Here is a 13,511-nt window from a genome sequence, read left to right as displayed (position 1 = left end):
CCAACCTCGCCCTGAACAGGACCGCGACGGCCTCCTCGGCGGAGAACATCGCGTCCCCCGCGTCCAGCGCGGTCGACGGCGACAACGGCACCCGCTGGTCGTCCGCCTTCTTTGACCCCCCAGTGGCTGCAGGTGGAGCTCGGCGCGGCGCACACGATCTGCAAGGCCGTCCTCAACTGGGAGACCGCCTACGGAAAGGCGTTCCAGATCCAGACCTCCAACGACGGCTCGGCGTGGACCTCGATTTACTCCACCACCACCGGAACCGGCGGCACCCAGACCCTGAACCTCACCGGTTCCGGCCGCTACATCCGGATGTACGGCACCACCCGCTCCACCCAGTACGGCTACTCCCTCTGGGAGTTCCAGCTCTTCGGCCGGTAGCCGGGACCGGCGCCGACGCGCGGGGACGGACGCGTCCGCCCGCCCCCGCCCCCCGGCCGGGTCTCGCCCCGTCGCCTCCCGCCGCCGCCCGGCCTGCACCGGCCTGCACCGGCCCACGATCGTCCGCTTCGCCTCCGCGGGCCACGTCGGCCTCCGCTTCGCGGCCCAGCACCCCGCCCTGGTCGGCAGACTCGCCGTGCTCAACGGATCCCCCACGTTCCGTTGGTCCGCCGACTGGCCGTACGGCTTCGACGACGCGGGGATCGCGCACTTCACCGACGCCGCCGCCGACCCCGGCATCGACGGCATCACGGACGCCGTCCTCGACCCGGCCCTGGTCTTCGCCGACGTCGACCGCCACCACGCCGCCGAACGCGCACTCCGCTTCGGAGAGACGAGCCGCAGGCGTCCGCACCCTGCTCGGCTTCTCCGACGACATCTCCCTGGGCGACGACCGCTCCTCCTCCCGTAGATCCGGGCCCCCACCCTCCTGATGACCAGCACCCGGTGGAGCCGCGCGGGGTCAGCACCCGGGAGGCGTAGGCGGTCAGCACCCGGGCGAGTTCCGCCGGCGGCAGCTGGATCGGCCAGGAGGTCCCCACCGGCGTCGGCCTGGAACTCCGCACGGCCATCCCCAACGCCCGCCTCGTCGAACTCCCCGGCACCGACCACTTCGCCTTCGCCACCCGCCCCACCCTGATCAACCATCTCCCCGAGTCCTTCCTCACCACCGGACCGCCCCCGGGAACGCCGACCGGGTCCGGAAGACCTGTGCCCGCGTGCGTCCGGCGCCGGCGACCGTGCCAACCGTCGGGCGGGCACCGGGGGAGGGCCGTAGGCTGCGGACATGCAGAGTCTGGGGGCGGCCGATCCACTGTCGGTCGGGGGCTATCCGCTGTTCGCGCGGCTGGGCGCCGGCGGCATGGGCCAGGTGTACCTGGCACGGACACCGGCCGGGCGGGCGCTCGCGCTGAAGACCGTGCGGACGGAGTTCAGCCTCGATCCCGCCTTCGCGGAGCGCTTCGCCCGCGAGATCCGGCACGCCGATCGGGTGCGGTCGCCGTGGACCGTCGCGGTGATCGACTTCTCCCCGGCGGGCTCCAGCGCGCAGTGGCTCGCCACCGAGTACGTGGCCGCGCCGTCGCTGGCCGACTGGGTGGCCGGGGACGGGCCGCTGCCGGAGGCGAGCCTGACCGCGCTGGCCGCCGAGTTGTGCGAGGCGCTGCACGCCGTGCACCAGGCAGGTCTGGCCCACCGGGACGTCAAGCCGTCCAACGTCCTTCTGGCGGGCACGCGTCCGCTGCTGATCGACTTCGGCATCGCCCGTGCGGCGGAGGACTCCCGGCACACCCGAACGGGCGGAGTCATCGGCTCGCCCGGGTACATGGCGCCCGAGCAGGCCACCGCGGGCGTGTCGGCGGAGCCGGGCGACGTCTTCGCGCTGGGCGCGGTGCTGGTGTACGCGGCCACCGGGCGCGGCCCCTTCGACCGGCTCGGCGAGAACCCCTCGGTGCCCGCGCTGCTCTACCGCGTGGTCCACGAGGAGCCCGACCTGCAGGGGGTTCCCCAGGCGCTGCTGCCGCTGATACGGGCCTGCCTGGCCAAACGACCGGCGGACCGTCCGACGGCGCGGGCGGCCGCGGAGTTGCTGCCGGAACCCGACCGGCCGGCCGGGCGCTGGGCGCTGCGGCAGCCACCGGGCCTCGCGGCTGAACTGACCGCCCGGCAAGCGGAGATGCGGGTGGTGCTGGGCGCCTCACCCGCCGCGCAGTCGCCGACCCACCCCGTCACCGCCCTCGATGCCGGCGTTTCGCCGTCCGATCCGCTCGGAGCCGGAGCCGGAGCCGGAGCCGGAGCCGGAGCCAGAGCCGGAGCCGGCGCCGTCTCCGGCGGCGACTCGAACGCCGCGTACCACTCTTCCCAGACGCGGACCGCGGACGGCCGTCCGGCCCGCGGCGACCGCACCGCCCCGACGCCCACACCGAGGCCGGCCGACGACGACAGCGCCGCCCGGGAAGCGACCTCGCCGGTCCCGCAGCCGCAGCCGCAGCCGCCGTCCGGCCGGTGGAGGGTGCGGGTCGCCGTGGCGGGCGCCGTCGCCGTTGTGGCGCTGGCCGGACTACTGGTGCACGGCGCGCTGGGATCCGGATCGGACCACGCCGGTTCGGGCGGCGGCAGCGGTACGCCGACCACCCCGGCCGGAACCCCGAGCACCGATCCGTCGGCGCTGCCGGCGTCCTGGGGCGGCACCTGGGTCGGTACCGGTCCGGGCAACCCGGACGGCAACTACTCCCTCGCTGTGCACACCGACGGTTACCAGGTCACCTTGACCCTGCACGCCGGCCGGATCGGCCAACTGGTCGGACAGCAGGTGAGCGACGTCCACGACCAGGACACCGGTCAGAACGTCGGCTGCACGGAATCGCTGGTGCTGGAGCAACTGGACGCCGGCACGGCGGAGTTCGCCGCGAAGTCACCGCACCCCACCGACCCGACCAGCACGCTGACGTGCGCACCCGGCAACTCCTACCAGGTGACCATGGCCGACGGCACTCTCCGGCTGGGCCCCGGCTCACAAGGACTCGGCGCCCCGACGACCTTCACCCGGCGCTGACACCGCCCGGACCGAGAACCCCGGCCTCGCAGGGCCGAGACCGAAGCCGGCGCCGACTCCCGCGGCTCGCTCCGCGTGAACCGGACCGGTGAACCGGTCAACGGGCCTGCCGTGCGGCCCAGCGAGCCCACCGGACCACCGACGGGCGTCCGGGGCCCGCCGCACCCCGGTCCCGAACCGGTCCGCACGCATCCTCCCCGGATCCCTTGACGTCGCTCGGCGCGGCCCGCCACGCTTCCCTACGCAGGCAGAGGTCGCGAAAGTTCCCGACTGCGTGCACGACGTACCCGGTCAACGGTCTCCGCCGAGCCGTCCATCGCGACATACGCGACATTCCATAGAGCTCCGCGGCGAATTGGGGAGCGACCGTGCCGCCGAGTTCGAGCTGCGGACCCTTTCGACACGCGGCCGGCCCGGCGTCACCCCCCCGCGCGACCTGAACGGGAGGTACGCCGCCCAGGCGGCGGGCCGTTGGGTGGATCGGGCTTGCGGACCCGTCACCCGGGAGAACGAGGTGGGGAGCGGCTGACATCCGGAAGGGCATCGTCTGGATATCGGATCCTGCGAGGGTTTCGACCGGTAGCCTGCCTTGCGTTCGGCGTCTTTCGACGCTTCTTGCGGTGCCGGGGGGCAGCAGATGATCGGTCTTGTCGTGGCATTCGTCGCGGGGTGCCTGGTGACCTTCGGTGTGCTGCGGGCGCTCGGCGCCCGGGGACCGCGTACTCCGGGCGAGCCGGCCCGTGGCGCGGTGCGTGTGGCGGAGGCCGTCACGGTCTTCGGCGAGGAACTGGAGAATCTGGCCTTCGATCCCGCGAGGCCCGCCGCCACCGCCGCCATGATCGCCGACTACCGGACGGCACTTGACTGCTACGAGCAGGCGAAGGCCGCACCCGTCGGCGACGAACCGGAGATCGCCCGCGCTCTGGACCGCGGCCGGGCCGCTCTCATCCGGCTCTCCGCACGGATCGACGGCCGTCCGGTCCCCATCGAAGCCCTGGAGAGCGCGCTGGCGCCCGCGCCGCCGGTGCTGGTGAGCGAGGACCGTTACCTGCACTCGGGCACCGCACCGGGCGAGTTCGACGTTCTCGTCGACCGTCCTGAGCCCGGCAGCCCGGTCATCGCCGACATCGCCTTCGAAGGACACGGGAATTTCTTCGTCCGACCGCTCACGCGCACCGAGGGACGGCTGACCACCGGCCAGACCCTGGTGAACTTCCAACACGCCTACCAGGGACGCCATCTCGTCGACACCTCGGTCACCCACCTGAGGGTCGAGGTGAAGAACAGCGAAGGCCCGTGCCGCTGGTCGGTACGCTTCCTGCCGATCGACCGCGCCCTGTCCTTCACCGGTGAGGCGCACGGCACCACCGCGCACGAGGTCCTCGCCCACACCGGCGGACGCGCCCGGATCGTCGTCCAGGCCAGGACCACCGGCACCTGGCGTGTGACCTACCGCGCTCCACGCCGGGACAGCGGCAAGGACTGGATCCACGGACTCGGCGACGGATCCCAGGACCTCGTCGTTCCCGCGGCGGGCTGGATACTCGTCCAGGTCCCCGACGGCGGCTCCTGGTCGCTCCAGACCGCGCCCGTCGCCCGCTGAGCCAGGCGGAACACCGCACAGGGCGCCGATCCGCCTCCCCGTCCGGACCAGGGTCAGCGGAGACGCCATCACCTCGGCCTCGCCACGGGCGGCGAGGCCGAGCCAGGCGATCATCCTCCGGTCGCCCCGTACGGCGAGGGACGGGGCCTCGCCGTCGAGGACGAAGACCCGGACCGGGGGCCCGCGCGCGCTGCCGCGCTTCTTCCCGCGGCCTCTCCGGCGCTGCCCGGCCGACGGTGCGCGTGTTCGGTACCGGGACGGTTCAGCTCATCGAGTGCCGCCGCGCGTTCATCCTCGGTGACCGCCCTGGTAGCCCGCACGCGCGTAGGCGGGACACGTTCCCGTCCCAGCCCTGCAGCAGGGTCCTGACCTGGCACAGGAGCACACGCGGCCGCGCGGTGGACGCGCCCGGACGCGGACGGACGCGGACGGGTGAGACCAGAACCGCGGCCAGTCGCCTCATACGGCGGGCACGACGAAGGCGACGCTGCCGGCCGCCCGCGGGGAACCGGCAAGGACACCGCCGTCCTGCTTGCGGCGTAGTGAACCGCGGGTGCGATGGCCGAGTGGACCAGCGGTTCACTACGCCGCAAGCAGGCGACCCGGGGCCTCCGGGCCGGGAGGATCTCCGCCCGTCCCTGATCCCTTGGGGCCGGGCAGGCGATCCGCCGCCTACGGCCGCTCCCACCGCTGATCGCCTCCGCCGCCGCGGTTCCAGAGGCCGACCGGCTGCCGTTGGCGGTCCCGGCCGCGGCGACGTGCGGGCACCGGCCGGACGCCGCCTTGGCGATGACCCCCTGCCGGTCGGTCTCGCCGTGGCAGTCGTGGACGATGACGGCGGTGTCAGGTGCGGTGCCGTCGTCCGACGCTGCCGGGCCCACCACGGCGGTGGGCCGACCCGGGCGGAACCCGGCCGCCCACCGCCGAACGGGTGGCAGGTCAGGTCACGGTGCAGGCAGCGCCGTTGAGGGTGAACGCGGCGGGCGAGGAGGTACTGGAGCCCGTCCCCTGGAATCCGAAACCGGTGGAGTCTCCCGCGGAAATGGTCGAGTTGTAGCCCAGATCCGTGGCGGTCACGGCCGCGCCGGACTGGGTGATCGCGGCGTTCCACGCGCTGGTGACCTTCTGGTCGGCGGGGAAGGTCCACGTGAGCGACCAGCCGCTGAGTGCGGTGCTGCCGGTGTTGCGCACGGTGACGTTCGTGGTGAAGCCGCCCGTCCAGGCACTGGCGATGGCGTAGTGGACGGAGCAGGCCGCGCCGGCCGGCGGCGGCGTGGTGGGGGGAGTGGTGGTGGGCGGCGGGGTTGTGGGGGGAGTAGTCGTGGGGGGAGTAGTCGTGGGGGGAGTGGTGGTGGGGGGAGTGGTGGTGGGGGGCGTGGTGGTGGGCGGCGGGGTCGTGGGGTCGGACGCTCCGGCGGACGCCAGCGCGTAGGCCACGTCCGGCAGGAAGGTGCCCGCGGCGCCGGCGCAGCCGTCCGCCTCACCGGGAGGCTTCACCCACAAGAAGGCGTCGATGGCCGGGTCCCCGGTGTTGGTCGTGGGGTAGGTGCCGATCGCCCGGCCGGACGGGTCGCACCATGCCCCTCCCCCGGCCGGACCGTTGCCGTTGCGACTGGTGTCCACCACGGCGTGCAGATTGGCCGGGTTGCCCAGCGAGGCCAGCACGTTCTTGGCGTAGGCGACCTCGTTCGCGGTGGTGTTGAAGTTGGAGACGTTGGTGAACAGGCCGTCCGCGCTGGTCAGGATGCCGGCGCCGCGCAGCCGGTTGGCTTGCTCAGCGGCGCTGTTCCAGGTCGAGTGGCCACCGTCCAGGTACACCTTGGCGTTGGGCGCGGCGGCGTGGATGGCGGCACCCGCACGGGCGAGCGAGGCGAACCGGTCTGCCTGCTGCTGCGCGGACAAGCAGGTGGTCAGGGAGACGGAGTCGGGCTCCAGGATGATGATCGACCGGCCGTCGCCCAGCCCGGCGGCGAAGTCGCGCACCCAGGCGTCGTAGGACGCGAGGTCCGGCGCACCGCCGGCGGAGGCGCCACCGCAGTCGCGATTGGGGATCTCGTACACGGCCAGCACCGGCAGCTGTCCGGCGGCGGCCGCGGGCGCGGTGACCGCCCTGACGTCGCTGGTGACGGTGGCGGGGCTGTAGTTGGAGAACCAGACCGCCTGCGACTGGGATGCGATCCGCCGGGCGATGACCGGCTGGCGGGAGTCGCCGGGATTGGCGGCAACCCAGCGGACCACCTGGGAGGTGGGATCCTTGTAGAGCTGGGTGTCGGCGGGAAGACTGCCTTGCGCCGCGGCCCCTGCGGTGATCGCGGTGCTCAGCGCGATACCGGCGGCGGCGAGGCCCGAGGCCAGGCCGAGTGCGATGGCCTTGTGCAGCCGTGACCCGCGGGTACGGGCCCCTGCCGCGCCGGGAGGGCGCGGTGTGCGGATGGGGGATGTCACATTGTCCTCCGTGCTTCTCGTGGGGGGAGAGGGCCCCTTAAGGTGCTCAGGGCCGAATACGGCGAGGATGAGTGGGAGCGCTCCCACGGCTGAGCCTAGCCAGTATGGCGAGAGTGCGTAATCCCTCGCGCACGATGTGTTTCCGCCGCCGCGGGAATGCCTGCGTGGGCCGGTTCGAGCGAAGGCGCTGCTCGACGCGGTGGAGGAGCGTCCGGGCCGGGTGGTGTGCGGGGGCCCGGACGCGGTCGGCTTCGCCGCTTGCGCGGTGCTGGCGGGTGCGCAGTCCCTTGCCGCGATGGCGAGTGGGCCGCCGACACACCAGCTACCGTGCTCGCTGCCCCCGGCGCGCCGCGTCGTGAGCCCACCGGTCCCAGCGCTCCGGCTGCCTCGGTCAGCTCCAAGGGCGACTCGCACGACGACGCCCTCGCCGAGGCGTTCAACAGCCTGTTCAAAGCCGAGCTGATCCGCGACAAGGGACCCTGGACCGGCATCAACGACGTCGAGGTCGCGGTCGCCGAGTACATCGACTGGTGTAACCAGCGTACAGCTGCGGGCTGCTGCTGGTGCGGTGAATCAACCCTGGGCAGCGACAGGCCAAGGGCGAGCCTTCAGGAGCCGCTCCGGGCGGTGCCCCGAACAACTACGCACTCTGTTGCGCGCGCCCTCAGGGCACACGGCGGCTACTGTCCTGCTGGTCCTCGGCGTCCCCGACGCGGTCGTCGACGCGATCACGGGCTGGGAACCCGGCAAGTCGGCCCGGATGCGCCGAGGCTGACGTCTGCCCCGGTGGGCCGGTGCGGAGGATACGAGATTCGGGCTCCTGAGAAGGTGCCCCCAACACGCTTTCCAACGGATCATGTCGTTGATCACAACCGGGCCGGCGCGTACTGACCTGCGGCGCAACGATTGACAGACGGTCGGTTGGACGTTGCTGAACGCCGGTGAAGGAGACCAGAACTGAGACCGGGCGACAGCGTCATACCTTCTTGACGACGACCGTGTCCGGGGCCAGCTTCTCCAGGTCGTCGGCATCGGAGGTGAAAACGGTGACCTGGCCCTGCTGCCGACGCCCGCCGGCGGCGAGTACCGCATCGATCGCGTACTTGTGACCGTGCAACTTGGCATCGGCCAGTAGCCGGCGAGCCTGTCGGGCTTCGTCTTCTCCGATGTCGGCGACTTTGAGGCGGGAGTGCAGCCAGTCCCATCGCTGCCCGGTGATTCGGCCGTCGTATGCCTCGACCAGCGTCATCGGGGAAGTCACCACCTCGGCTTCGCCCCGGGCGGCGAGGTCGAGCCAGGCGATCATCTTCCGGTCGCCGCGTACGGCGAGAGACAGGGCTGCGCAGCCGAGGACGAAGACCCGGAGTGGAGGCCGGTGGTCGCTACCGGGCTTCTGCACGCGGCCTCCTCGGCGCTGCCGGGTCGGCGGTGCGCGTGCTCGGCGTCGAGGCTGTTCAGCTCATCGAGGGCCGCCGCGCGTTCATCCTCGGTGACCGTACCGTGCTCTTCCTCCAGCCAGCCGACAAGCTCAAGGACCCGGTCCCGGTCACGCTTGGCCCGCAGTGCCTCGGCGACGTACGCCGACAGGCCGCGCTCAGCCGCTTCAGTCCGGATCTCGTCGAGGAGATCCTCAGGGATGGTCACCGTTCCTTTCTTACTCGCCGTACAGGGAACCATACGTGCGGTGTTCAGAACCTGCTGTATCGGCCAGCCGGAAGCTTTCCGGTGCTCACCGGGGTGATGCGGGCATGATGCTCGCAGTGCGGGACAGCGTGTAGCCGACCGTTCGGACGGTTGCCAACCGACCGGTCAGCGACATGCGGCGGCGAGACCGGGCCACTGCGCCCAGACGGGTCAGCCGACACCGTCGCTGCGGCCGTACTCCGGGGCCGGGGCCAGGGCTGGCGAGGGCCTGCCTCGCCACCCCTCACGGCGGGGTGGGTCGTCGTGGTGCGGACTCGGGTTCACCGGATGCGGAGGGCGAGGACGGCGACGTCATCTGTGGGGGTATGGACGTGCTGGAGGAGGCGGGTAAGGATCTCGTCGGGGGTGGCGGCGTCGCGTGCGGCGTCGGCGAGCGCGAGGAGGGTGGCGAGGCGGTCGGTGATGTCGGCGGTGGGTTCTTCGACCAGGCCGTCCGTATAAAGGATCAGTACATCGCCGGACGAGAGCCGGCAGTGCTCCTCGCGTCGCGGCTCGGTGAAGGAGACGCCCAGGGGCGGGTCCGGTCCGTCCCCGGCGCGGAGGTAACGGGCTGGCGCGTGGGCGGGGACGATCAGGAGCGGGGGGTGGCCCGCGTTGCAAAAGGTGAGGCACCACCCGTCGTGGTCGTGGTCATGTTCGCGGGTGGCGACGCCGTGGACCGCTGTGATCAGCGTGTGGGTGTGGAGGCTGTCGAGCGCGCGGTCGAGGCGGTCCATCGCCTGGGCGGGGCCGATGGCGCCGTCGTAGGCGATGCCCCGGAGCATGCTGTTCACCCGGCCCATCATGGTGGCGGCGCGAAGGTCGTGGCCGGCGACGTCGCCGATGGTCAGGGCGATCGACCCGGCCGGCAACTGCGTGACGTCGTACCAGTCCCCGCCGACCTCCGCCGCGGTGTTCGCGGGCTGGTAGACAGCCGCCATCTCCACCCCCTCGACGGAAGGGAGGTCGGTGAGGAACGACCGCTGGAGCGTCAGAGCGGTGCGGCGCGCGGTCTCGAGTTCGGACGTGCGGCGCAGTGGCTCGCGCAGTTCGTTGAGGACCTCCCCGAGCAGCGCTGTGTCCGCGTCGCTCGGGGGCGGGTTGCCCCTGCAATTGGCGGCTCCCGCAAGGGCGACGGTGCGGCCGTCGATCACTACGGGCATCATGGTCAGCCCGGTGGCCTGTGTCTGGCAGAACCAGGCGTACGCCCCATCGGACAGTTCGCCCTCCGGCGGGCGGCCGGGAGCGAAGACCAGGCGCTGCGCCTGCTGGTCCTCGATCGTCCGGAGCGCCAGCGGACCCAGGCGGAAATTTTCGTCGGGGATCGGGGACGGCGGCAGGCCCTCCGCCAGTGCCATACCCGCCCGTGTGACCGACAGCGGTGCGCTGTTCCGCGGATCGAAGCCGATCCGGTCGGCCTGCTGGATCTGGAAGACGACGAAGACGTCCACCAGCTCCGGCACCACTGAGGATGCTGCCGTGGCGAGGGCCGTCCGCAGGTCCCCGGCGGCGGGAAGCGCCACCATGCGGGACAGCAGGTGTTCACGCATGCCTGAGCGCCACCGTGTCTCGGCGTCCGTAGCGGTTCCGATCCACTCCGTGACCCGGCCGTCGTGCATGACCGGAACGGCGACGATGTTGACGTGCCAGTACTGGTTGGGCTGCGGTCCCTGGCGGACCCGGATCACCGCGTTGAGGATGGCGCGGCCATCGGCGCTGGCCTGCCACTGCGGCGCGAACCAGACACGGTCCTTGGGATGCACCGCTTCCATCCACGCCTCGGCGGTGGACTCCCGCCGCTGGAAGTCGCCCAGATCGCCCTTGTTGCCTACGAGGATGTCCACCTCGCCGTCGAGGGACATGGACCACACCACCTGCGGGATGGCGGACAGCAGGGCCTCGTAGCGCCGCAGTGTCCTGTCCCGGGTCGCGGAGACGCCGTCCGGGTCGGTCACCCCGATCGGTCCGCGGAACTCGCTGGCCAGCAGCAGTACGGCAGGCCCGTGGCGCGACCTGGTCGCCGAACAGTTCACCACGGCGTACCGCCTGGCTGCCCCCTGCCCGGCGGGCTCGTCGACGGCCACGACAACCCGGCTCGGAGCACCGCCCCGGGCGACCTCGACCAAAGCGTCCAGCAGCGGACGCAACCGGTCCCCGGTCAGAACGTCATCAGCCCGCTGTCCGATGCCCCATCCACCGAGCACATCGCGCAGGAAGGAATTGCTCTCCGTCAAGCGCAGACTGTCGCCCGTGACCAGCCCCGCGCCGACCAGCGAGCCGGTCAGACTTCCGATGTCGAACACTCGTACTGTCGGGGTCCTGTCGCCTCCATCCACCATTTCATCATCCCGCGCCCGCGCGCTTCCGGCACTTCCGCCACACGCGGCACGGTGACGACAGCGGCGCGCGGCACCGCGGAGGAGGGCGCGGACGGCATCCGCATGGCCCCGCCCGCACGCCTGGGCGCCGACGGAGAGCCCGGCCCAGTCGGCATCCCGAAAAAGTTGTTCCGCCGCCGCTCACCGTGAGCGTTCCACAGCGTGCTGCGGGGGCGCTCGCCCGTTCACTGTCGTCGGGTTTTTGGTGGATGTGTACTGCCTGGGCGTCCGGAACGTCACCGGCCCCGAGGCGATGGGGTCCGGATTCCTGGCCAGGTACGTAATGATGTACCGCTCGGTCTCAACCAGGCACCCGCGGATTGACGTCGAACAGCCACAGGTGATCGTGCACGACGCGGTCGCGTACGCACACAGCCGCGGTTTTCAGTCGGCCGGTGATCTCGCGGACGCCGCGGTGCGCCTGGATCCCCGTAGCCGACCTCCTGGTCCTGCGCCCGCCGGCCGGGGTGAAGGACAGCGCCGTCCCGGACCAGGCCACCGCCAACGCGCTGGCCGTCGGCATCCGCGACGCAGTCCGGCGCGCCAGCCGCACCGCACCCAGGGTCCACCTCTTCCTGGCCGGACCGATGGCACTGACCGTTATGCTGGGCCACCGATGGAACCGGGTCCGCCCCACCACGGTGTACGAGGACGTCGCAACAGAATCGTTCTACGAGCGGGCGTTCACCATCGAGGCATGACCGAGGGCAGCGGCCCCAAGAGCTCCGGGTTGCGCATACCGGTGGTCCTCTTCGGGTTAGCCTCGCGCTTTCATGAAGTGGGCTGTCCGACGGGTGGGCAGGTAAGCGAAAAGTGCCTCTGACCAGCAAGAATGAGGATTGTCGAGGTCCTTGTTCCTGCCACTGCCGGAGGCACTTCTCAGGTGAAGAAGCGTATCGGGTCCTATCCACGTGTCCGTATCGAGGGCGGTGGCCGTGGGATGGTGTCCCAGGCCGGGGCCGTGCTGCTGGTCGAGACGATCCGCAAGACCGGGCTGGACACCGCGATATCGGCGGCGCTTGCCTCGTGGCGACGGCCGCGGGCGGTGCACGACCCGGGCAAAATTTTCCTGGACGTGGCCCTCGCGGTCGCGTTGGGCGGGGACTGCCTCGCGGATGTCGGGATGCTGCGGGCCGAGCCCGGCGTGTTCGGGCCGGTGGCGTCAGACCCCACGGTCTCCCGGCTCATCGACACCCTCGCCGCAGCCGGGCCGAAGGCCCTGTCCGCGATCAGGGCCGCTCGGGCCGGCGTGCGCGAGCGCGTGTGGAAGCTGGCCGGCACTGCAGCGCCGGATGCCGCGGGGCAGGTGATCGTGGACCTGGACGGGGTACTCGTGCTGGCCCACTCCGAGAAGCAGGACGCCACGGCGACCTGGAAGAAGACCTTCGGACACCACCCCCTGATGGCCTTCGTCGACCACGGCGCCGGCGGGTCCGGGGAGCCGGTGGCCGGCCTGCTCAGGCCGGGCAACGCGGGCAGCAACACCGCCGCCGACCACATCACCACCGCCCAGCTCGCCTTGGCGCAGCTGCCGAACAATTACCGCCGTGGACGCCGGACGCTGATCCGTACCGACTCCGCAGGCGGTACCCACGAGTTCGTCGCCTGGCTCGCCCAGCGCGGCCGGTGGCTGTCGTACTCGGTCGGCATGACCATCACCGAGCAGATCCACCAGGCCGTCCTCAAGGTTCCCGCCACGGCCTGGACGGCAGCGATCGAGCCCGGCGGCGAGATCCGCGACGGCGCCTGGGTCGCAGAACTGTCCGGCGACTGCCTCAAGAGCTGGCCGAAGGGAACGCGGCTGATCATCCGTAAGGAACGGCCCCATCCCGGTGCCCAGTTGAGAATCACCGACGCCGACGGACTGCGGCTGACCTGCTTCGCCACCAACACCACCGCTATGCCGATCGCGGCACTGGAGCTGCGACACCGCCAGCGGGCACGGGCCGAGGACCGCATCCGGGCCGCGCGGGCCACCGGCCTGCGCAACCTGCCCCTGCACGGCACCGCCCAGAACCAGATATGGCTGGAGATCGTCCAGCTCGCCCTCGACCTCCTCGCGTGGATGCCGATGCTCGCTCTGACCGGCGAAACCCGCAGGTGGGAACCCCGCCGTCTCCGGTTCCGCCTCTTCTCCGCCGCCGCCCAGCTCGTCACGACCGCCCGCCGACGCTATCTGCGGTTCGCCCGCCACTGGCCCTGGACCGACGTGATAACCGACGCCCTGGCACGGCTCGAAGCCCTCCCGAACCCCGGCTGAGCAGCACGTTCCCGTCCCCGCGACCAGGATCACCCCGACCGGAGCCGTGGAACCCGGCGCCCACCCGACGCGACAGCCGGGCCATCAGCCTGGCTGCCACCAGCCCGAACAGCCGAAACGGCCCACCGAGAGAACCGATGGAAC

At 71.7% G+C, this 13,511-nt stretch carries 10 protein-coding genes; 7 read left to right on the top strand and 3 right to left on the bottom strand.

Annotated features, from left to right (window positions below):
• Positions 1 to 111: 111 nt before the first annotated feature.
• The 4 genes from RLT57_RS33350 to RLT57_RS13290 all read left to right on the top strand — a co-directional run bounded on the left by RLT57_RS33350 (position 112) and on the right by RLT57_RS13290 (position 4,601).
• On the top strand, positions 112 to 384 hold the full coding sequence (locus tag RLT57_RS33350) for a discoidin domain-containing protein (RefSeq protein ID WP_399128592.1): 273 nt from the start codon (positions 112 to 114) through the stop codon (positions 382 to 384).
• Positions 385 to 580: 196 nt separating this feature from the next.
• Positions 581 to 856 (top strand): hypothetical protein, encoded by a 276-nt coding sequence (locus RLT57_RS13300; RefSeq protein ID WP_311297597.1) that lies wholly within the window; start codon positions 581 to 583, stop codon positions 854 to 856.
• A 375-nt stretch (positions 857 to 1,231) separates the two neighbouring features.
• Positions 1,232 to 2,998: a serine/threonine-protein kinase gene (locus RLT57_RS13295; protein WP_311297596.1), complete on the top strand. Its 1,767-nt coding sequence runs from the start codon at positions 1,232 to 1,234 to the stop codon at positions 2,996 to 2,998.
• Positions 2,999 to 3,650: 652 nt separating this feature from the next.
• The gene (locus RLT57_RS13290) at positions 3,651 to 4,601 is read left to right on the top strand and encodes a hypothetical protein (RefSeq protein ID WP_311297595.1); all 951 of its coding nucleotides are present in this window, start codon (positions 3,651 to 3,653) and stop codon (positions 4,599 to 4,601) included.
• 939 nt (positions 4,602 to 5,540) lie between these two features.
• On the opposite strand, the gene RLT57_RS13285 is transcribed toward RLT57_RS13290, so the two are convergent.
• Entirely contained in the window at positions 5,541 to 7,046 is a 1,506-nt protein-coding gene (locus RLT57_RS13285; RefSeq protein ID WP_311297594.1) for a glycoside hydrolase family 6 protein, read from the bottom strand.
• A 976-nt stretch (positions 7,047 to 8,022) separates the two neighbouring features.
• Positions 8,023 to 8,445, bottom strand: a complete 423-nt coding sequence (locus RLT57_RS13280) for a hypothetical protein (protein WP_311297592.1) — start codon at positions 8,443 to 8,445, stop codon at positions 8,023 to 8,025.
• 35 nt (positions 8,446 to 8,480) lie between these two features.
• Here RLT57_RS13280 and RLT57_RS33345 point away from each other — a divergent pair, with 35 nt between their 5' ends.
• Complete coding sequence (locus tag RLT57_RS33345) at positions 8,481 to 8,798, top strand: hypothetical protein (RefSeq protein ID WP_399128589.1); 318 nt, start codon at positions 8,481 to 8,483, stop codon at positions 8,796 to 8,798.
• Between the two features lie 212 nt (positions 8,799 to 9,010).
• Here the strand turns inward: RLT57_RS33345 and RLT57_RS13270 are convergent, their stop codons facing one another.
• Positions 9,011 to 11,032, bottom strand: a complete 2,022-nt coding sequence (locus RLT57_RS13270) for a SpoIIE family protein phosphatase (RefSeq protein WP_311297591.1) — start codon at positions 11,030 to 11,032, stop codon at positions 9,011 to 9,013.
• Between the two features lie 470 nt (positions 11,033 to 11,502).
• Here RLT57_RS13270 and RLT57_RS13265 point away from each other — a divergent pair, with 470 nt between their 5' ends.
• Together RLT57_RS13265 and RLT57_RS13260 are read left to right on the top strand one after the other, a co-directional pair.
• Complete coding sequence (locus tag RLT57_RS13265) at positions 11,503 to 11,808, top strand: SAVED domain-containing protein (RefSeq protein WP_311297590.1); 306 nt, start codon at positions 11,503 to 11,505, stop codon at positions 11,806 to 11,808.
• A 182-nt stretch (positions 11,809 to 11,990) separates the two neighbouring features.
• Positions 11,991 to 13,367 (top strand): IS1380 family transposase, encoded by a 1,377-nt coding sequence (locus tag RLT57_RS13260; RefSeq protein WP_311297409.1) that lies wholly within the window; start codon positions 11,991 to 11,993, stop codon positions 13,365 to 13,367.
• Positions 13,368 to 13,511: the final 144 nt, after the last annotated feature.

The sequence above is a fragment of the Streptomyces sp. ITFR-21 genome, assembly GCF_031844685.1.
Taxonomy (GTDB): domain Bacteria; phylum Actinomycetota; class Actinomycetes; order Streptomycetales; family Streptomycetaceae; genus Actinacidiphila.
The sequence above is the reverse complement of the archived record's forward strand: the minus strand, read 5'-3'. Positions and strand labels throughout refer to the sequence as shown.